The organism is Sphingomonas sp. BL-S-05 (genome assembly GCF_055521695.1).
In genome coordinates this window covers 3,254,482-3,275,111 of sequence record NZ_CM145499.1, presented here as the reverse complement: position 1 = coordinate 3,275,111, position 20,630 = coordinate 3,254,482, and the positions used below count along the sequence as shown (strand labels likewise).

17 protein-coding genes are annotated in these 20,630 nt (G+C 66.2%); 5 read left to right on the top strand and 12 right to left on the bottom strand.

Annotated features, from left to right (window positions below):
* Positions 1-95: 95 nt before the first annotated feature.
* The 7 genes from ACZ1JS_RS15240 to ACZ1JS_RS15210 all read right to left on the bottom strand — a co-directional run bounded on the left by ACZ1JS_RS15240 (position 96) and on the right by ACZ1JS_RS15210 (position 11,530).
* Positions 96-284 carry a hypothetical protein gene (locus ACZ1JS_RS15240; RefSeq protein ID WP_465166804.1) on the bottom strand — a complete coding sequence of 63 codons (189 nt, stop codon included), beginning with the start codon at positions 282-284 and terminating at the stop codon, positions 96-98.
* Between the two features lie 69 nt (positions 285-353).
* Positions 354-1,688 carry an alpha/beta hydrolase-fold protein gene (locus ACZ1JS_RS15235; protein ID WP_465166803.1) on the bottom strand — a complete coding sequence of 445 codons (1,335 nt, stop codon included), beginning with the start codon at positions 1,686-1,688 and terminating at the stop codon, positions 354-356.
* Positions 1,689-1,799: 111 nt separating this feature from the next.
* The gene (locus ACZ1JS_RS15230) at positions 1,800-3,155 is read right to left on the bottom strand and encodes a family 43 glycosylhydrolase (protein ID WP_465168712.1); all 1,356 of its coding nucleotides are present in this window, start codon (positions 3,153-3,155) and stop codon (positions 1,800-1,802) included.
* Complete coding sequence (locus ACZ1JS_RS15225) at positions 3,155-6,355, bottom strand: glycoside hydrolase family 2 TIM barrel-domain containing protein (protein ID WP_465168711.1); 3,201 nt, start codon at positions 6,353-6,355, stop codon at positions 3,155-3,157. The genes ACZ1JS_RS15230 and ACZ1JS_RS15225 overlap by 1 nt, the downstream gene beginning before the upstream one ends.
* Before the next feature lie 55 nt (positions 6,356-6,410).
* Positions 6,411-7,928, bottom strand: coding sequence for a tryptophan halogenase family protein (locus ACZ1JS_RS15220; RefSeq protein ID WP_465166802.1), 1,518 nt, complete (start codon positions 7,926-7,928; stop codon positions 6,411-6,413).
* Positions 7,925-8,626: a DUF6445 family protein gene (locus ACZ1JS_RS15215; RefSeq protein WP_465166801.1), complete on the bottom strand. Its 702-nt coding sequence runs from the start codon at positions 8,624-8,626 to the stop codon at positions 7,925-7,927. Before ACZ1JS_RS15215 ends, ACZ1JS_RS15220 begins: the two co-directional genes overlap by 4 nt.
* Before the next feature lie 60 nt (positions 8,627-8,686).
* Entirely contained in the window at positions 8,687-11,530 is a 2,844-nt protein-coding gene (locus ACZ1JS_RS15210; RefSeq protein WP_465166800.1) for a TonB-dependent receptor, read from the bottom strand.
* Positions 11,531-11,689: 159 nt separating this feature from the next.
* Here ACZ1JS_RS15210 and ACZ1JS_RS15205 point away from each other — a divergent pair, with 159 nt between their 5' ends.
* Entirely contained in the window at positions 11,690-12,394 is a 705-nt protein-coding gene (locus ACZ1JS_RS15205) for a FadR/GntR family transcriptional regulator (RefSeq protein WP_465166799.1), read from the top strand.
* A 57-nt stretch (positions 12,395-12,451) separates the two neighbouring features.
* On the top strand, positions 12,452-13,948 hold the full coding sequence (locus ACZ1JS_RS15200) for a glycoside hydrolase (protein ID WP_465166798.1): 1,497 nt from the start codon (positions 12,452-12,454) through the stop codon (positions 13,946-13,948).
* A gap of 139 nt (positions 13,949-14,087) precedes the next feature.
* Here ACZ1JS_RS15200 and ssb read toward each other — a convergent pair whose 3' ends face one another.
* Together ssb and ACZ1JS_RS15190 are read right to left on the bottom strand one after the other, a co-directional pair.
* Positions 14,088-14,654 (bottom strand): single-stranded DNA-binding protein, encoded by a 567-nt coding sequence (ssb, locus tag ACZ1JS_RS15195; protein ID WP_465166797.1) that lies wholly within the window; start codon positions 14,652-14,654, stop codon positions 14,088-14,090.
* Positions 14,655-14,721: 67 nt separating this feature from the next.
* Positions 14,722-15,633, bottom strand: coding sequence for an endo alpha-1,4 polygalactosaminidase (locus ACZ1JS_RS15190; RefSeq protein WP_465166796.1), 912 nt, complete (start codon positions 15,631-15,633; stop codon positions 14,722-14,724).
* 118 nt (positions 15,634-15,751) lie between these two features.
* Between ACZ1JS_RS15190 and ACZ1JS_RS15185 the strand changes: the two genes are divergently transcribed.
* Entirely contained in the window at positions 15,752-15,928 is a 177-nt protein-coding gene (locus ACZ1JS_RS15185; protein ID WP_345878633.1) for a DUF4169 family protein, read from the top strand.
* A gap of 133 nt (positions 15,929-16,061) precedes the next feature.
* Here the strand turns inward: ACZ1JS_RS15185 and feoB are convergent, their stop codons facing one another.
* Genes feoB through ACZ1JS_RS15170 form a run of 3 tightly spaced genes read right to left on the bottom strand, consistent with a single transcriptional unit; the run spans position 16,062 to position 18,906 of the window.
* Positions 16,062-17,915, bottom strand: coding sequence for a ferrous iron transporter B (gene feoB / locus ACZ1JS_RS15180; RefSeq protein ID WP_465166795.1), 1,854 nt, complete (start codon positions 17,913-17,915; stop codon positions 16,062-16,064).
* A gap of 11 nt (positions 17,916-17,926) precedes the next feature.
* Positions 17,927-18,184 (bottom strand): FeoA family protein, encoded by a 258-nt coding sequence (locus ACZ1JS_RS15175; RefSeq protein ID WP_465166794.1) that lies wholly within the window; start codon positions 18,182-18,184, stop codon positions 17,927-17,929.
* 50 nt (positions 18,185-18,234) lie between these two features.
* On the bottom strand, positions 18,235-18,906 hold the full coding sequence (locus tag ACZ1JS_RS15170) for a COQ9 family protein (protein WP_465166793.1): 672 nt from the start codon (positions 18,904-18,906) through the stop codon (positions 18,235-18,237).
* Positions 18,907-19,020: 114 nt separating this feature from the next.
* On the opposite strand from ACZ1JS_RS15170, the gene ACZ1JS_RS15165 reads away from it, so the two are divergent.
* On the top strand, positions 19,021-19,275 hold the full coding sequence (locus ACZ1JS_RS15165) for a glutaredoxin domain-containing protein (RefSeq protein ID WP_465166792.1): 255 nt from the start codon (positions 19,021-19,023) through the stop codon (positions 19,273-19,275).
* An 89-nt stretch (positions 19,276-19,364) separates the two neighbouring features.
* Positions 19,365-20,555 (top strand): aromatic amino acid transaminase, encoded by a 1,191-nt coding sequence (locus tag ACZ1JS_RS15160; protein WP_465166791.1) that lies wholly within the window; start codon positions 19,365-19,367, stop codon positions 20,553-20,555.
* Positions 20,556-20,630: the final 75 nt, after the last annotated feature.

The window sequence follows — 20,630 nt, the reverse complement described above, 5'->3', positions numbered from 1 at the left end:
ACGCATCGATGCCGCCTCACCCACAGGCCGCTTGCCGATGCGCGACCTTTTTATGGGTGCGATCCTAATTCGCGAAACGCCCCGGTGGCAAGCGATCAGTCATCGGTCGGCGGCAGCGCAGCGGCGCGATCCTCGTACATGCGCTGAAACCGGGCATGAATCGTCCGGCTGGCATCGTCGCATCGTTCGCCCTGCCGCCGATGCTGGTCGGCGCGCTTGAGCAGATAGTCGCGATCCTCGGGCTCGGGGACGGCATGCGGCTGGGGCGGGGTCTGGTTGGGCATGGCCGATCCTACCCCCGCCACCGGGTCCGCCATATCGTGCAGAACTACCGTCCGCCGGGTAGATTTGCGTCAGCGTCCGACCCGAAACAGCTTAGGCGCGAACTGGTTGAGATAGCTGCGCCAATTGCCCCATTCATGCCCGCCTTCGCTTTCGACATAGCTGTGGCGGATGCCGTATTTGTCGAGCATCGCCCGCGTCGGCGCAACCGTGCCGTACAGGAAATCGGTCTTGCCCATGCCGTACCAGACGAGCTTCATGTCCTTGGCCGAACGGCGCAACCCGGCGGCGTTGCGCGTTTCATAGTCGGCAATCTCCTTCGCCGGGTCCTGGAATCCCAGTCCCATCGAGAAGATGCCGGCATAGCGGAACAGGTCGGAGCGCGGCAGGCCGAAGTTCAACGTATGCGCGCCACCCATCGACAATCCCGCCATCGCCCGCATCTCGGGCTTCGCCACGGTGCGATAACTGCGATCGATCAGCGGGATCAGGTCGGTGGTCAGGTCGCTGCCGAAATCGGTATTCACCAGCATATTCTGGTTCGGCCGCATCGGCGTATGGCCGGCGGGCATGACGACGATCATCGGCACCGCCTGTCCGGCGGCGATCAGATTGTCGAGGATGTACTGGGCATGGCCGATGCTGGTCCAGCTATCGTCGCTGTCGCCGGCACCATGGACCAGATACAGTACCGGATAGCGCCGCGCATCGCCGGTATAGCCGGGCGGCGTATAGACATGCGCCCGCCGTTTCAGGCCCAGGGCGTTCGACCAATATTCGATCGTGCCGACCACGCCGTGCGCGACGTCCCTGCGATATTCCTGAAACGCGGCGGCCGGGCCGGGAACCTCGAACACGCTGGTCACGCCGGTCAGCCGTTCCGACACCATCGTTCCCTGCGGATCGGGGACCGGGGCGCCATCGACCTGAAAGCTGAAGCGATAGGGAGACGCCGGCACCGGGCGGCCGGTCGTGCCGGTCCACAGCCCGGTCGCATCGCGCGTTAGCGTCATCCCGTTGGGGACGCCATCGGTCGCACCGCCGGGGATCAGGTCGCCCAGATCGGGGCTGATGACCTTCGCCTCACGCGCGAGCGGGGCGCACAGCCGGAACGTTACCCGTCCGTCGGGCAGGACCTCGACCGATTTGTACGGGGGCTGCATGTCGAGCCAGCTTTTCGGCAGGCAGTTGGCGACCGGCGCGGCAGGAGCCGGCGTTTGCGCCGATGCGACCGCCGGCCATAGCGCAGACGCCAATATCGCGAGCGAAACCCGTGTCTTCATCGATCCCTCACCCTTGTTCGTTGCGACCATGGTTGGGGAAAGGCGGCGTTCGCGCAACGGGAAATAGGCGGCCGGACGCAACAGGCCGAACGGTTCATGCTGCAGAGGCGCGAACCCGACCATCCTCGATCGATAGGGTTTGATCCGGCAAACCGGGATCAGGGCGGCAGGTCACCGCGCGCTGCCCCGTCAGACATTCGGCATCGGTGTTTCGGCGCGGCACGGCGTACCGCACTACCGCAACGTCCACTCCCAGACGCCGGCATCGGCCGGAACCTGCAAGCGCAGATAGCGGACGCGGGCCGGGTGGTTGAGGTCGATCGGCGATCCGGTCGCCTGATCCACCGCCGCCAGCTTCTGCCACACCCGCCCGTCGCGCGATCCTTCCACCGACAGCGTGTAGCGCTGCGTCGGGAAACGCATACGCAGCGCGCTACCCTTGACCGGCCGGACCGCGCCCAGATCGGCGGTCAGTTGCGGGGCCGCTCCCTTGGCCGGTGCCCACCATGTCGCATAATTGTCATCGGCTGCGCGCTCCGGTCCGTGCAGCTTGTCGCTGCCCTGCCCGGTCGCCTTCCAACGCAAACCGGCGTCGCGATGCGCCACGAAGCCGTTCACCGCACCGCCATGGCTCGGCACGACCCGCGCGATGCTGCCGTCCGACCGAATCGTCAGCGGATCGACCGCCACCTGGCGCAGCACGGCGTCGCCGGGTGGCGGAAAGGGCAATCCCTGCCGGTGATAGAGGATATAGGGCTGGCCGCCCGAGTGGAATATGGCGTGGTGACCGGGGCTGATGACCTGCCGCGCGGCATCGGTCGACAGGATCGGGCTGTCCCGCCCTTCACGGAACGGTCCGAACGGCGTGTCGCCGATCGCGTAGCGGACCTTGTAGGTGTCGGTCGTCGTCTTGCCGTCGCTATAGGTCAGCAGATAGTGCCGCCCCTGCCGGACCATGAACGGCCCTTCGAAATAATTGGGCGGGGTCACGTCGCGCGGGGTGCCGTCGAACGTCACCATGTCGGGTTTCAGCTTCACCGCGAAGCAATGTCCGTTGGTCCAGTTCCAGCCCGATCCCCAATAGAGATAGGCCTGCCCGTCATCGTCGATGAACGCTTCGGCGTCGATCATGTGATAGTCGGGGGCGAATGCCTTGGCGATCAGCGGCTTGCCGCCATTGGCATCGGCCCATGGCCCGGCTGGCGAGGCGGCGCTGCCGACCCACACCTCGCTGCCGACTGAGACATACATGTACCAGCGGCCGTTGGCGGCCTTTACCACCGACGGTGCCCAGACCTTCGAATTGCCCGAGCTCGGGCTGGTCGCTGCCGCCTTGGTCGGCCAGTTGGGCAGCGAGAAGCGCCAGTCGCGGCCATTGTCCGACGTCCACAGGCCCAGCCGGTCGTCGCCCCATGGATCGATAGTGGCAAAGATATACCAGCGGTTGCCGTCGCGCACGATCGAGGGATCGGCGAAATAGCCCGGCAGCAGCGGGTTGGCCGCCCCGGGACTGTCCCAGCGCGGCGCGGGCGCCGCGGCGGCGACCAGAAGCCCTGCCGCCAGTGCGAACGCGACACCCGCGATCCGCATCACTGCGCCTCGGTCGCGCGGGCCGGGCGCGCCTTGTCGGGCGTGGTCCCTTCGCCACTGAACGGTTCGAGGCGGAAGGCGATGCGCGTCGGCACCAGCTTCGTGCGATATTCCATGTGCGGCTGACCGACATGGCTCCACGTGGTGTCGCCGCCGACGCCCCATTGGGCGGCGTCGATATTCAACGTGCCATGGTCATGGGGCACGATATCGCTCGACTTCCATGTGCCCGGTTCGCGCCGGTCGAGGTCGCTATAGGGGAAGGCCAGCGCCTGCATCATCAACGGCGTGTCACCGACGACGCGGACCCCGCGCCCGGCGCCGCTCAGTTCCATCCAGCGGACATCGACCTTGTTGCCGGTATCCTGCGGCCGCATGTAATCGTGATTCTGATCGGCGATCGCACCCCGCCACAGGCCGATCGCGGCGCTGGTCTTTCGATCGACATAGCTTTCATGCGGGCCGCGGCCATACCATTCGACGGTCTTCAGCGACGTCGGCAGCGTATAGGCCATGCCGATGCGGATCGGCGCGGTCAGGTCGCTCTTCAGCGGCACGAAGTCGCCGACCACCGCCACCGAACCGTCGCCGGCCATGGTGTAGGTGGTGACGAACGACGCGGCGCCCGCGCCCATTTCGTAATCGACGCGCACGCTGGCCGTGCCGTCCGCACCGCGTTGCGTCGTCACCGACCGCAGCGGGCGGTTGGCGGCGATCGGATCCCATGCGGCCGTATCGGCGAGATTGCCGTTGGCGAGATCATTGTCGGTCGGCGCACGGTGGAAATTCGGCGCACCCCCTTCGATCAGGGTGGTGCCGCCGCTGCGATAGCCCTCCAGCAGGCCGGTCTTGCGATCGATCAACAGCGATGCGCCGTTCGCCGACAGGCGGACCGCATCGGCGCTGTCGGCAACCGTCACATTGCCCTTGCGCACCGCGACGGGTGCCACCGACTTGCCGAGCGCGAACTGTTCCCAGCCGACGACATAGTTGGCGGGGACCATCGGCACCGCGCCCTGCTTGGCGCGGGCGCGGACCGTCACGAAATATTCGGCACCCGGTTTGCGTTGCAGCGACGCCAGCGGCACGGTGACGGCCTCGGTGCCATGGGCGGCGGTGGTCAGCGCCGGCAACTGCCCCGTCGCCACGGCCACCCCGTCCTCCTCGATCACCCAGTCGAAGGCGAAGCCCGACAGGTCGCGGAAATCATGGCGGTTGCGCACGGTCAGGCGGCCGGTCGCGGGATCGAACCCCTTGAACTGGATCGGGGAGAGGACCTTCTGCACCTCGTAGAGTTGCGGATTGGGGGTGCGGTCGGGCTGGTTCAGCCCGTCGCCGAACTCGATATCCCCGCCCGGATTGGGGCCATATTCGCCGCCGTCACCCCAATAGCGTTTGCCGTCCTTGTTGGTGCGAACCATCGACTGGTCGACCCAGTCCCAGATGAAACCGCCCTGCAGCTTGTCGGGATAGCGGTAGATGGTGTCCCAATATTCCTTGAAATTGCCGCCCGAATTGCCCTGCATATGCGCATATTCGCACTGGATCATCGGCTGTTTGCGGCTTGGGTCCTTGGCCCAGTCGACCATCTTTTCGACGTCGTCATACATCGGGGCGTAGATATCGACATAGGGGTTGGGCGCATGGTTCCAGTCGAGCGTGCCCCAGCCGAGATAGGAGACCAGCCGGCCGCTGTCGCGCTTGCGGATCGCCGCTGCCGCCTTTTCGAAATTCGGACCGATGCCGGCCTCGTTGCCGAGCGACCAGAAAATCACCGAGGGGTGGTTCTTGTCACGCTCGACCATGTTCATCACGCGGCTGACATGCGCGCCTTCCCATGCGGGATCGAAGCCGATCTGCAGCTTCGGGCGCAATTCCGGATGCTTGTTCGCATAATCCATGTACGCGTGGCTCTCGATATTGGCCTCGTCCATCACATACATGCCCATCTCGTCGGCCAGCGCATACCAGCGCGGGTCGTTGGGATAGTGCGAGGTGCGGATCGCGTTGAAGTTGTTGCGCTTCATCAACTCCATGTCGCGGCGCATCGATTCGTCGGAAATGACGTGGAACGTCACGGGATCATGCTCGTGGCGGTTGATGCCGCGGATCACGATGGGGCGGCCGTTGACCGTCACCTTGCCGTTCAGCATCCGCACGTCGCGGAAACCGATACGCTGCGGCGTCGACTGGATCACCCGGCCCTGCGCATCGACCAGTTCGACCAGCAGCGTGTAGAGATTGGGCGTCTCTGCGCTCCACTGCCGCACCCCCGGCACATCGGCCTTCAACGTCACCGACCGGGCATCGCCACGCCCGCCGACCGCCACCTCGCGCGACAGGACTTCGCGGGTGCCGTCGAGCAGGACGATGCGCGCCTTCGCCGCTGCCGTCCCCTTTACCGCGACATCCACTGCCAGCCGACCGTCGCGGAACGCGTCGTCCAGCCCGGCATGGACGAAGAAGTCGGCGATCCGCGTCTTCGGCACCGCCGCGACATAGACTTCGCGCTCGATCCCCGACACGCGCCAGAAATCCTGATCCTCCAGATACGATCCGTCGGACCAGCGGATCACCTGTACCGCCACCGTGTTGCGGCCGGGCTTCACGACGCGGGTCACGTCGAATTCGGACGGCAGCTTGCTATCCTCCGAATAGCCGACTTCCTGCCCGTTGACCCAGACACGATAGGCCGATCCCGCCGCGCCGATATGCAGGATCACATCGTCGCCGCTCCACGTCGCCGGCAAGTCGAAATCGCGGCGGTAGGAGCCGGTTTCGTTGGTGTCGTGCGGCACGCGCGGGCGGTTGGCCGGGAACGGATAGGTAATGTTGTTGTATTTGGGCTGACCATAGCCCAGCGCCTGCCACATCGCGGGCACGGGAATCGTCTTCCACGCCGACACGTCATAGCCCGGCGCTTCGAACCCCTTTGGCGCGCCGTCGACCGACGGGCTGAAGTTGAAGCGCCAGTCGCCGTTCAGCGACAGGAAGCGGCTCGACTGCGTCCGATGGCCGGCAAGCGCGCGTTCGCGGCTTTCGAACGCGAAGCCGGTCGCATGGGCCGGCATCTTGCCCCGAGCATAGACCGCCGGATTTTCCCAGTCGGGCCGGCTGGGATCGACCTGCACCGGATCGACCTGCGGCGCCTGCGCCATTGCCGGCATCGCCAATGCCATCACGCCGGCCCCGATCAGCATCCTGCTCAGCTTCACAACACTCTCCCGAACGCTAATTTTGTCTGACAATATACAATCAGGCCGGCGATGCAATCGGCGCGGCACAATGCGCGGCGATGAAAGCGCCATGCGGCGGCATCCGTCCCGCCGCCGCCGCCGTCACCGCCGCGATCCGTGCCAGCCGTTCGCGCGCTTCGTCGAGCGGCATCGCCATGGCCAGCGGATCGTGCCCGGCGGCACGCACCCCCTGTCCATCGAGTACCGCCAGCCAGCTGGTACGCGTGAACAGATCGTCCGCCTCGCGATACACCCGCCCGGTCGCACGATATTCGGCGATGCGATCGGCCAGCGTGTCGGGCACCGTCATCGTGCGGACATGGTCCCAATAGGGCGTATCGTCGCGCGCGGTGGCGTGGAAATGCAGGATGACGAAGTCGCGGATGCCGTCGAACTCGGCCGCCATCAGCCGGTTATAGCGCCGGACCATCGCTGGATCGGGATCGCGCCCCGGCAGCATTTCGAGCAACCGGGCGATCCCCGCCTGGATCAGGTGGATGCTGGTCGATTCGAGCGGTTCGAGAAAGCCGGTCGACAGCCCCAGCCCGACGCAATTGCCGACCCAGCATTGCTGCCGCCGCCCGGTACGGAAACGCAGCATGCGCGGATCGGCGAGCAGCGCACCGTCGAGGTTCGCAAGCAGCGTCGCAGTCGCTTCGTCCTCCGAACAATGCGCACTCGAAAAGACATAGCCATTGCCGGTGCGATGCTGGAGCGGGATGCGCCATTGCCATCCCGCCGCGCGCGCGGTCGATCGGGTATAGGGCGTCGGCGGGCCGGCATTGGCGCTGGGTACGGCGACCGCCCGGTCGTTGGGTAGCCAGTGCGACCAGTCCTGAAACTTGCTGCCCAGCGTTTCGCCGAGCAGCAGCGAGCGGAAGCCCGAACAGTCGATGAAGAAATCGGCGGCGACCTGCCCGCCATCGGCGAGCTTGACGTACTCGATCCGGCCATCGCCGGTGCCCTGCACCACATCGACCACCTGCCCCTCGCGCCGGACCACGCCCGCCGCCTCGGCCAGCCGGCGCAGATAGGCGGCGTAGAGCGCGGCGTCGAAGTGGAACGCATAGCCGATATGGTGGAGCGGGGTGTTGCCGGGCGGGTCGAGCGGCCGCTGGAACCGGTTGCCCCGCGCCGCTGCCGCACAGATCGAATAGGCATCGAGCGGCCCCGCCGCCCCGGCGGCGCGCAGCCGGTGCCACATCGCCTCGAACGGGATCGGTCCGAAATCGATGCCGTACACGCCGAACGGGTGGAAATAGCGGTCGCCCTTCGCCCCCCAATCGATGAACTCGATGCCGAGCTTGAAACTGCCCTGCGTCGCGCGGACGAAATCATCCTCGTCGATGCCGAGCAGTGCGTTGAACGCCTGGACCGGCGGGATCGTCGCCTCCCCCACCCCGACCGTGCCGATCGCTTCGGATTCGACCAGGGTAATCGCGACCGACCGGCCGAGCACCCGCGACAGGGCGGCGGCGGCCATCCAGCCGGCGGTACCGCCGCCGATGATGGCGATACTGGTCGGCGGCGCGCTCATGCCGCGACCGCACATTGCAGGAAGAGATTGCCGGTCAGCCGCCCGCGACGCGGATCGTCGGCATGGTCGGGTACCCGCGCGATCAGCCCCGAATGAAGCAGTGCCGCGCGGTACAGCACGATCCGGTCGGGTACCGCCCGGCACTGGGCGATCGGGGCGAAGGCGGGATCGTCGCCCTGTCCGGGATAGCCATCGCCGGAGCGCCCCTCCTCCTCGCGCCGGGCGGCGTCATAGGCGGGGAGACGATCGAAATCGATGGTTTCGAAACCCGTCGCATTGTGGCGGAAGAAGCCGGTGCCGCCCTGATCCCCGGCGCACAGATAATGAACCGCGGCGAATTGCAGCCGGTCGGCGGCATCGACATGCGGCGCGCGCTGCTCGACCGACAAATCGCCCGGATCGGTCGTCACCAGCGAAAAATTGCCGCGTGCCCGGACCGGGCGCAGCGCCTGTCCGCCGAAATGGCGGGAAAGCAGGGGCAGGACGTCGCGGACCAGCCCGTCGATATAGGCGGTCGGTGCGGTGCCGAGGAGGCCGGGATAATGGCTGCCGACGCTGGCTGCCGGTGCGAAGGTGGCGCGGGTCGCGGCGTGATCGACCAACGCATCGGCCGCGCCGGTCGCGCCGTCGATCACGACGACGGGTTCGCGTTCGTTCCCGACATGGTGGACGGTCACCCGATCCAATGCGATCCGCATCGAAACTCTACCCCAAAAAATTGCCGGCGTGGCGGACGTCACCACGCCGGCAGGTGGGGATCAATAGGTCGCGCGGACCGACAGGCCGAAACGGCGGTCGTTCAGCTGATATTGCAGCGGTGCCGACGGCGTGCCGATGTAAAGCACGTTCATGCGGTTGTTCAGGTTCACGACGTCGGCCGATACGGCGATCTTGTCGGTCAGGTTGTAGCTGATCGACGCGTCGAGCGAGGCATAGGGCTTGGCGAACTGGCCCTGGCCGTTGGCGCCGCTGCCGGTCGTCTGTTCGAGATAGCTCGACCGCCAGTTCCACGCGACGCGGGCGGTGATCGGACCCTTTTCATACAGGCCGATAAGATTGTAGCTATGCTTCGACAGTTTCTCGAGCGGCAGCGACGAGGGCAGGTTGTTGGCCGAAGACGAGAACGGGTTTTCCACGTTCGAGTCGACATAGGTGTAGTTGGCCTGCACCCCGAGGCCGCTCAGCAGACCCGGCAGGAAGTCGAAGAACTGCTGATAGCCGGCCTCCAACCCCTTGACCGTGCCGTCGCCCGAATTGACCGACGAATTCACGTTGTACGACCGCCCGCCATAGGTGCCGATGAACCGGCCGCTCGACAGGAAGCCGTTGACCGACTTGTAGAACAGGCCGGCGGTCAGCGATCCGGTCGGCGCGAAATACCATTCGGCGGTCAGGTCGAGATTGTCCGATTTGATCGGGCGCAGATACGGGTTGCCCGAATTGGCGAAAGGCAGCCCGTTGCTGGGATCGACCTGGTTCGGGTTCTGCAGCGTGACGTTGGTCGACAGCACATCGAAATTCGGCCGCGCGACCCCCTTCGAATAGGCGAAGCGCATCTGGAACTGGTCGGTGAAGCGGGCGCGGATGTTCACACTCGGCAGGACGTTGGTATAGTCGTTGCCGACCGACAGCGGCGATACGCTGCCATCGTTGTTGAACTGGGTACCGATCGACGTCGTCTTGGTCTTGACGATGCGGACGCCGAGGCCGCCGTCCAGTTTCACGCTGCCGACGTCGAAAGCGTAATCGGCGATGCCCCACGCGGTGTAGGTCTTCTCGGTCTGGGTGTTGAGGTCACCCGGGGTGAACGCGTCCTTGGTCTGCGCACCGAACAGCGCGTAGAGCGCCTTGGTCTGTTCCCAGACACCGTCGCCCGCCGGGAAGGCCGGATAGAGGATGCCGCCGGTCACGGTATTGCCGTCGAACCAGTTCTTCGACGGGCCCTTCATCGCCAGCTGCGGGAAATTGCTGAGCGGGATCAGCGGCGTACCCTGCGGCACGTCGCGGCAGCCCGGCGCGATCCCCTGATACAGGCAGACGCCGTTCCACGTGCCGCGCAGCTCGATCGAATTGTCGGCATAGCGCGCCCCGCCGCGCAGCTTCTTCAGGAAGCCGCCCTCGACCTCATATTCGAGGTCATATGCGAGCGCGAGCGTATCGGCATCGTTGCGCTGAAGCGAGTCGGCGATGAACGGCAGCGAGTAGTTCGCCGGATTGTTGAGTACCGCCGGATTGGTCACGTCCCAGCGCGGATATTTGCCGCGCAGGTCGAAGATGACGGTCGACGGGTGCGGCGCGACCGTGCTGCCATATTGGCCGGTCGCATTCTGTCCGGTGCGGCTGTAGAGCGACAGGACATGGCCGTTGCGATCGGCATTGTAATAGGACGTCAGATACTGGACGTCGAAGCTGACCTTGGCGCGGTCGGTCGCCTGCCATGCGGCGTTGAAGGTCAGGTTCTGCGACGCGCTCCACAATTCCTGATCGAAACGACCGGTCTCGAACGTCTGCGGCGACAGCGAACCGCTGGTCGCATAGCCATCGTCGTTGAAGGTGAAGGCGGCGCCCGGCGTCGGCAGCGTGTTGTACTGCGTCACCCGGCCCTGCGAATCATACTGGTTACCCGGCAGATTGTTGAAGTCGTAGTAATAGGCGCCGGTGCGGTTGAACCAGTATTTGGTCCCCTGATATTGCGCGGTCAGCAACAGGTCGTCGCTCGCCTGCCACTGCACGGCGGCGGCGATGCCGAAGCGCTTGCGGTCGCCGGTATCGTCATAGACTTCGAAACCATAGGGAATCTGCGCGTTGGACGGCGCATTGGCGATCGATCCGGGGCGCGCTTCGCCGAACGGTCCGGCGAGCAGCCCGTCCTGGCGATACTGGCTCTTGGAATAGACCGCGTTCACCAGCAGGCCGATTTCGCCGATGCTGGTGTCGTAGCGGTTGGAATAAAGGCCCGAAAAGGCATAGCCCGGCTTATCGACGCGGTCGTAATAATTGCCACGTGCGGTAACGCTGATGACTTCCTTGTTCGAATCGAACGGTCGGCGCGTACGCAGATTGACCGCGCCGCCGACGCCGCCTTCGATGATGTTGGCGGGCGCGTTCTTGTACACGTCGATGCCCGAGAGCAGTTCGGGCGGGATCCCTTCAAGGTCGAAGGCGCGGCCGCCCGACGCCGAATAGACGGCGCGGCCGTCGAGGAAATTCTGGACCTGGGTCAGGCCGCGGACGGTGATCGCCGGCTGGGTCCGGTGGTCGAAATCGGTGGCGCCTTCGCCATAGCGGCGCTGGATCTGCACACCGGTGATGCGCTGCAACGCTTCGGTGGTGTTGACGTCGGGCAGCTTGCCGATGTCCTGCGCACTGACCGAATCGACGATCTGGTCGGAGTTACGCTTGATCGCCTGGGCGGTGCGAAGGCTCTCGCGCACGCCGGTCACGACGATATCGTCGCCATCGACACCCTGTTCGGCGGCCTGTGCCGCATTCAGCGAACCGCGCGTCGGCGCGTCCTGCGCCACCGCGACCTGCGCCAGCCCGGCGATCCCCATCGCGGTCAGCGATGCGCCGAAACGGAACGAACTACGCAAAGAAGCCATCGTCATCCTCCCCTTTACCGGGCGGTCGCCGCGCATGATCGCGTCGTGACGCCGTCCAGTTGTCCGACTTAATAACCGTATCCTATTTGTTAAACAATATACCGTGTTGACGATTTTTTGGATTGCTTCAGGTTAGCGGGGCAGGAGCGAGGCACAGCATTGACGAACGACCGGAACACGGCATCGGCGCACGCGCAGACGGCACGCGATCTCGGCATCGCCATCGTCACCGGGCGCTATCCGCCCGGCTCGATCCTGCCCGGCGAATATGAGCTGGCCGAACAGCGCGGCATTTCGCGCGGCGTGGTGCGCGAGGCATTGCGGATGTTGTCGGGCAAGGGGCTGATCGTCAGCAAGCCGAAGACCGGCACGCGAGTGTGCGATCGCGGGCGGTGGAACCTGCTCGACCCCGACGTGCTGGCATGGATGTTCGAAGGGGAGCCGCCCGCCGGTTTCGTCGACAACCTGTTCCAGTTGCGGATGATCGTCGAACCGGCCGCCGCCGAACTGGCGGCGCAACTGCGTACCGGCGAGCAATTGTCGCAAATGGGCCATGCGCTGGAGGAAATGGCGCGCCATGGCCTTGCCAGCGCGACCGGACAGGCCGCCGACCAGCGTTTCCACCACATCATCCTCGAGGCGACCGCCAACGAACTGCTGGTCAGTCTGGCGGGGAGCATCGGGGCGGCGGTGCGGTGGACGACGATGTTCAAGCACCGCAAGAGCCGGCAGCCGCGTGATTCGATCCCGCAGCATCGACAGCTGTTCGGGGCCATTGCCGGCGGGGATGCAGCCGGGGCACGCGAGGCTACGGTCGCGCTGTTGCAACAGGCGCGCGAGGATACGCAATCATCGATCGGATGATCGTTTCAGCAAATGGACCAGCCGTCCACCATGTGACACTTGTCGGACAATAGGGGAATGACGATGGCGGTACGGCGACGGACGATGCGAAAACTGGCGGCGATGCTGCTTCTGGCCGGCATGGCCGTGCCGGCAGCGGCGCAGGCGCCGACCGAGGCGGCACCGACAAAGGTCGCGATCAGGCTGCATGTCGCGACCGATCGGCCCGGCACGACCTTCGAAGGCTGGGGCACGGCGCTTGCCTGGTTCGCGAACGTCACCGGCGGCTATCCCGATGCGACGCGCGAGCGGCTGGCCGATCTGTTCTACGGCGCGGGCGGGCTGGGCTGGACGATCGCGCGCTACAATATCGGCGGGGGCAATGCCGCCGATACCCCGTCCTATCTGCGCACCGGTGCCGCCGTGCCCGGGTTCTGGCGGCGACCCGTCGGCGCCACCGGTACCGATTGGTGGCGTCCCGACGATCCGGCGATGTGGGACTGGTCGGCCGATGCCCGTCAACGCTGGTGGCTGGATGCGATCCGCAGCCGTGTCCGCCAGCCGATCTTCGAAGCCTTTTCCAACTCGCCGCCCTGGTTCATGACCGTCAGCAGGCGGGTGTCGGGCGCGACCAAGGGGACCAACGAAAATCTGCTCCCCGGTGCCGAACCACAATTCGCGGCCTATCTGGCGCGGGTGGTCGACGAATTGCAGCGCCGCCACCGCATCAGCTTCCGCACCTTATCGCCGGTCAACGAGCCGAATACCGATTACTGGTTCGCCGCCAATACGCAGGAAGGGGCGCATTGGAGCCCGGCGCGACAGGGACAGATGATCGACGCCGCCGATGCCGCGTTGAAGGCGCGCGGGCTGAAGACGGTAATTGCCGCCCCCGACGAAACCAATTCGACGCTGTTCGTCGCCGACTGGGCGGGCTGGAGCGCCGCGACGCGGGCGCGGGTCGGGCAGTTGAACGTCCATAGCTATGGCAACACGCATCAGAGCGCCGTGCGCGACATCGCGCGTGCCGCCAACATCCGTCTGTGGATGAGCGAGCACGACATGAGCGCCGACAAGGACCTCGAAAATTTCGAGAGCATGACGACGCCGCTGGCCTTCGCCGAGCATCTGGTCGGCGATTTCCGGCGACTGGAACCGGCGGCATGGGTGTTCTGGCAGGCGGTCGAGACGCTGAGCGGGCGCAACGGCAAGCCGGGATCGAACTGGGGATTGATCAAGATGGACCTGACCGCAGCCGCGCCGGGTCCGCAGGCGATCCACATCACCCGCAAATATTGGGCGATGGCCAATTTCAGCCGCTATATCCGGCCCGGTTACCGGCTGGTCCCGATCGATGATATCGACAGTATCGCCGCCCTGTCACCCGATGGCGCGACATTGGTGGTGGTGCATGTAAACCCGGGGCCGGTCCGCCGCGACCTGTCGCTGGCCACTGCCGGTTATCGGCTGTCGGAGACGGTCGTCACCGACGCGACGCACAATGCCGCGCCGGTCGCGGGACAGGCGATGGTGGCGCAGCCCCGGTCGGTGACGACCTTCGTCCTGCGCCGCTGATCGAAGCCGTTCGTCCTCACTAGCGGTTGAGCTCGCCGAAACAGCGTATCGAAGGACCGTGCAACGACGGATGCTTCGATACGGATCTTCGACAAGCTCAGCGCCTACTCAACACGAACGGAGCCGATCGAGTGCCCGATCAGAAGGGAACGTCGTCGTCGAGATCGTCGCCGAAGCCGCCGCCGAAATTGCCGCCCTTGTTACCGCCCGAATTATAGCCGCCGCCGCTGCCGCCGCCACGCGATCCACCGCCCTGACCGCCACCATAGCCGCCGCCCGAACCGCCGCCGAAATCGTCACCGCCGCCGAAGTCGCCGCCACCGCTGCGACCACTGCCGCCGCCCTGACCACCGCCGGGACCGTCGAGCATCGTCAGCACGCTGTTGAAGCCCTGCAGCACGATTTCGGTGCTGTACTTGTCCTGGCCGTTCTGGTCCTGCCACTTCCGCGTCTGAAGCTGACCTTCGATATAGACCTTCGAGCCCTTGCGCAGGAAGCGTTCGGCGACGTTGGCCAGCCCTTCGTTGAAGATCGCGACCGAATGCCATTCGGTCTTTTCCTTGCGCTCGCCCGAATTGCGGTCCTTCCACGATTCCGACGTGGCAATGCGCAGGTTCACCACCTTGCCGCCATTCTGGAACGAGCGCGACTCGGGGTCGCGGCCCAGATTGCCCACCAGAATGACCTTGTTGACGCTACCAGCCATCGCTGAAATTCCTCGTTCGAAACCTGATCGTCGCTGTTATGCGAGTGCGCCGCGCATTGCCAGAGCGTCAGTCACCGTCGCAGCTGAACCGGAAGCGGTTGTCGAGTTCGACCGGCAGCACCAGCGTGCGCAACCCCTGCGCCCGCGACGCTGCGCATAGCGTGTCGCGCGCCCCGCCGCTGTTGGTGCGATAGGCGTCCTTATACTCCGCCACCAACACCGCCTTGCCGGCGGTCAGGAACGGGGCCAGCCGGTCGCATTCGGCATATTCATGGCATTGTTCGTTGATGGCGAAGTCGAACGCCGGGGCAAGCACCGCCACCTGATCGAGATCGTTCTTCAGGGCGATCGACAGGCCGCGCCGATGCGCTTCGGTGGCGAGGAAACGGTTATAGTCGAGCTGCTGGTCGGCAGTGATGTCGAGGCCATTGCGATTGGCATAGGCATCGACATTGTCCGGCTCGACCGCGTCGCAGCCCTTGGCCTTCGCCAGATCGAGCCGCAGCGCCATCACCCGGCGGACATTGGTCGAAGTGACCGCCAGCCAGCGCTCCCCCGCCCAGCCGTCGAGCGCCGCGCCGCGATCGGCAGCAGTGAACTCGCCATCGTCGCTGCGCCAGTTTTCGGACGATCCGGCGGAGAAGTAACAGATCACGCGGCGTCCCGCGGCGTGCAGCGCGGCGATCGTCGCGGGCGGCGTGTCGAACAGGTCGATGTCATAGGCGTCGACGGCGTAGCGGGTATCGATCGTTCCGCTCAGCTGCCATTGCCAGGTCGTTGCGCTTGCCGGACGCCACCAGCCGGTCGTGGTCGGGGCGGGTGTCGGGGTCGGGGTCGGGGTCGGGCTGGGGGTCGGCGAAGGTGTGGGCGTCGGGGTGGGATTCGGGGCGACCACCGTGCCGCCCTCCGCCGTGCCGCCGCCACCACATGCGGTCGCCAATAGCGCAAGCGCCAGCGCTGCCGTCCTGCCCGTTCCCATCCGCCTATCGCCCTTCCCCGTCGGCGCCCGCTACGCGACGGCGTCCTTTGCGGCAACACAGGTTTCGGTCTGGTCAATTCGCCGACGCCGCGGCACATTCGGATCGAAAGGAACCGTGATGGGCGACGTCATCAACCTCAACCGTTTCCGCAAGGCCCGCGCCAAGGCGGAACGTGCCCATGAAGCCGACGCCAACCGGGCGAAGTTCGGACGGACCGCCGTCGAGAAGGCACGCGACGACGCCGATGCCGCGCGGCGTAAAGCGTTGCTGGATGGGGTGAAGCGGGAGGAGTAGAACGAAACCGTTCGTGCTGAGTAGGGGCTGAGCGCAGTCGAAGACCCGTATCGAAGTACCCCCGGCGCAGTCCTTCGATACGCCATTTTGACAAGCTCAATGGCTACTCAGGACGAACGGCAGCCTCTGCCCTTTATCCCAACCCGAAGGCGACCGCCGTCCAATAGGTCGCGCCCGCCGCGATATAGGCAAGTGCGAACAGATAACCGATCATCACCAAGGGCCATTTCCAGCCATTGGTCTCGCGCCGCGCGACCGCGATGGTCGACAGACATTGCGGCGCGAAGACGAACCACGCGAGGAAGGCGAGCGCGGTGGCGAGGCTCCAGCGCCCGGCCAGCCGCCCGCCCAGTTCCTGCGCGCCCTGTTCCTCGTCCGCCGCGTCGATGGCGTAGACGGTCTGGAGCGCCGACACCGCGACTTCGCGCGCGGCCATCGCCGGGATCACCGCCAGCGACATTTCGTGATTGAAGCCGATCGGCCGCAGCACGACCTCCAGCCCCGACGCAATCCGACCGGCGATCGAATATTCGGACTGTTTCACCCCCGCCGGCGCGACCGGATAGGAGGTCAGCAGCCACAGCGCGACCGTCACCTGGAGGATGATCGTGCCGGCGCGACGCAGGAACACATAGGCGCGCTGCCACAGGCCGATGGCGATATCGCGGATCGAGGGGAGCTGATAGCGCGGCATTTCCATCAGGAAACCGCCGCCGACGCCCTTGGTCGCAGTCCGGCGCAGCACGAAGGCGGCGATGACCGCGCCCAATATGCCGGTCAGGTACAGTACCAGCAGCACCAGCCCCTGCAGCCCCACGCCCGGCAGCACCTGTCGCGCCGGGATGAACGCGCCGATGATGACCGCATAGACCGGCAGCCGCGCCGAACAGGTCATCAGCGGCGCGATCAGGATCGTGGTCAGCCGTTCCTTCGGATCGTCGATCGAGCGCGTCGCCATGATACCGGGAATCGCGCAGGCGAAGGACGACAGCAGCGGAATGAAGGCGCGGCCCGACAGGCCGACCCCGCTCATCAACCGGTCCATCAGGAACGCAGCGCGGACCATATATCCCGACGCCTCGAGCAGCAGGATGAACACGAACAGGATCAGGATCTGCGGCAGGAACACGACGACCGATCCGACGCCGTTGATGACCCCTTCGACCAGCAGGTCACGCAGGAAATTGTCGGGCAGCGTCGCCGAGGCCGTGTCGGCCAGCCAGCCCTGCGCGCCCTCGATCCAGCCGATCGGCGCTTCGGACCAGCTGAACACCGCCTGGAACATCACGAACAGGATGGCCAACAGCAAGATCGGTCCGGCGACGGGGTGCAGCGCGATGCGGTCGACGCCGCGGGTCACCGCGCGCGAGCGGGGCTGTTCGACCACCGCGGTACGGGCGATGCGGCGCGCCTCGCGCTGGAAATGACGGATATCGGCGTCGACCTCGTCGATCGGTGCCGATCGCGCACCCCCCGACAGCGCGGCAGCCAGCGCCGCACGCAATTCGTCGAGCCCGCGCTTGCGCACGGCCACGGTCGCGACGACCGGCAGGTCGAGTTCGGCGGAGAGAACGGCCAGGTCGATCTTCAACCCGTCGCGCGCCGCCATGTCGATCATGTTGAGCGCCAGCACCATCGGCCGGCCGAGCGATTTGAGCTGGAGAACGAATCGCAAATGATTGTCGAGATTGGTCGCATCGGCGACGACGATCATCGCATCGGGCACGCGCTCGCCCGCCTGCCGCCCGAGTACGACATCGCGGGTGACCGCTTCGTCCGGGCTGGAAGGATCGAGGCTGTAGGTGCCGGGCAGGTCGACCAGCTCGACCGGTCGCCCGTCGTCGAGCGCGAGGCGACCCGAATGGCGTTCGACGGTGACGCCGGGATAATTGCCGACCTTCTGCCGGGCGCCGGTCAGCGCGTTGAACAGCGCGGTCTTGCCGGCATTGGGATTGCCGACAAGCGCGACCAGAGGTGCGGGGTTCACGTCGGGTCCGGTCAGCCTGCCAACGATGCGACGCGGATCGCGCCGGCGACATGGGCACGCAACGCAACGGTCATCCGCCCGATCCGGCAAGCGAGCGGCCCGCCGGACAGCATCGCACGGTGGAGCAGTTCGATATCGACGCCCTCATCAAGGCCGAATTCGCGCAGGCGCCGTGCCTCGGTCGGCGACATCCGCTCCCATTCGATCGACGCGACCGTGGCCTGCTGGGTCCGCGGCAACTGGGCGAGATTGAGGTTGGGAGCAAGCATTGCGACTGATTAGCAATAAGCCCGCGCCATGGAAAGGGGATTCTTTCGGACTAGACGGCCGGATAGCGCAGTCGTCCGACGAACCGCGACAGGCTGAGCCGCCGTTCGGGATCGCGCGACGCCAGCATCCGCCCCTTGAACTTTTCGAAGCGCATGATGCCGTCGATCCGCCGCGCCAGAAAGGCGCGGGTATCGGCATGGCCGCCGCTTTCGTCGTCGAGAAACACGGTGACGGTCGCGGCATAGACCGCGCCGAGCATCGCCCGCTTGGTATAATGGTTGTAGTCGGTGGCGCTGTCGCCGGCCAGCCGCCACATCAGGTCCACCGTCCGCCAGCCGAGCTTCGCGGCGCGCGCGACATTCTGCGGCATGGCGAGGATCGCCAGCGCCCGGCGCAGCGCCTCGCGCTCGCCCGCGACCGCCGCCAGCCGCGCCTCGACCAGCGCGGTGATGCGTTCGCGGATCTTCATCGCCGACAGGCGATCGGCGGGCAGCGCCTCGATCATCCGCCGGTCGATCTCGCCGAACCACGCGTCGATCATGTCGACCGCGCCACCGGCATAGGCGAGACGCGCGACATCGGCGTCGGCACCGAGGGTCTGCGCCGCCGCCGCGACCGCCTTGTCGTTCCAGCCGTCGAACGCGGCATTGGCCGCGACCAGCGGGGCGAGCGCCGCACGCAGTTCGTCGAGCGTCAGGTCGGCAGGTGCCAGCGGGGCCATCGCATCCTCCATCATCGCTCCTAGCTAGGGCGTGGGGCCGGAAACGGCAACGGCGGAACCGGGGGACGGTCCGGACGCTGTGCCGGTGACTGTCTGTTCCAGAAGGATTTCGCCATGGCCGATATGTTGAACGCTACGCTCTATCGCATGGTCCTGCCCGATCACATCTGTCCGTTCGGCGTCCATGCCAAGCAGTTGCTGCAATCGGCCGGCTATAACGTCGACGACCGGATCCTGCGATCGCGCGAAGAGGTCGACGCGTTCAAGGCCGAACAGGGCGTCGATACGACACCGCAGGTGTTCATCGAGGGCGAGCGGATCGGCGGCAGCGACGATCTCGAACGCTACTTGGCCGGGCAAGCGGGGTAATCGTCCGAAAGGTGTAACGCCGCTTTTTCCTGCCTTCGCCGCATCGATCGGCTTATAGGCGCGGCGTTACCGCCATTTCGGGGATGTTCATGCCGTTTCGTTCGCTCGTCGCCCAGCCCGCCGATTCCCTGTTGCGCCTGATCGGCGCGTTCCGGGCCGATCCGCGTGCCCACAAGATCGACCTGGGCGTCGGCGTGTTCCGCGACGACCACGGCCACACCCCGGTGATGCAGGCGGTGAAGCAGGCCGAGATGCGGCTGATCGCGACGCAGGACAGCAAGGCGTATCTGGGGCCGGAGGGCGACAAGGGCTTCGTCGCGCTGCTCGAACCGCTGGTGTTCGGCCCTGCCCCGGCCGCCGACCGCCGCTGCGGATTGCAGACGCCGGGCGGCACCGGTGCGCTGCGGCTGGGCGCAGAACTGCTGGCCAAGGCGGGGGTACGCCGCATTTTGATCGGGCAGCCGAGCTGGGCCAATCACGCGCCGGTATTTGCCGCGGCGGGCATCGTCGTCGTTCCCCATGCCATGTTCGACATGGCGGCGCAGGCGGTCGACCTGCCCGCAGTGCAGGCCGCGATCGGACAGGCGGAGGCAGGCGATGCGATCCTGCTGCACGGTTGCTGCCACAATCCGACCGGCATCGATCCGACGCGCGACGATTGGCAGGCGATCGCCGCCGCCATCGCCGACAGCCGGCTCGTGCCGTTCATCGACCTCGCCTATCAGGGGCTGGGCGACGACATGACGACCGACGCGGCAGGGACGCGCGCGGTGGTGGACGCAGTGCCGTTCGCGCTGGTCGCCTATTCCTGCGACAAGAATTTCGGACTGTACCGCGAACGCACCGGCGCATTGTGGGCGACCGCGCCCGACGCGGAAGCGCGCGATATCGTCCTGTCGAACCTGCTGGCGCTGGCGCGCGCCAACTGGTCGATGCCGCCCGATCATGGCGCGGCGGCGGTGCGGATCGTGCTGGAGGACGAACAGCTCGCCGCCGACTGGCGCGGCGAACTCGATGCGCTGCGCAGCCGGTTGCAGGGGCTGCGCGGCGAACTGGCCGCGATCGGACGCGCGGGATCGGTCGATCTGGCGCCGCTTGGCCGCGGCAAGGGCATGTTCGCCACGCTGCCGCTGTCGCCGTCGCAGATCGAATGGCTGCGCGCGACGCACGGCATCTGCATGGCGGGGTCGGGCCGGATCAACATCGCCGGCTTCGCGCCGGGCGACATCGCCCGCTTCGGCGAGGCGCTGGTCGATCTGGCGCGCGCCGGTATCGTCTGACCGATCGCTCCGAAACGGAGCAGCCTGCCCGATGCCGGTGGGTTGCGCGGCGTCGGTCGCGTCGATATCGTCGAC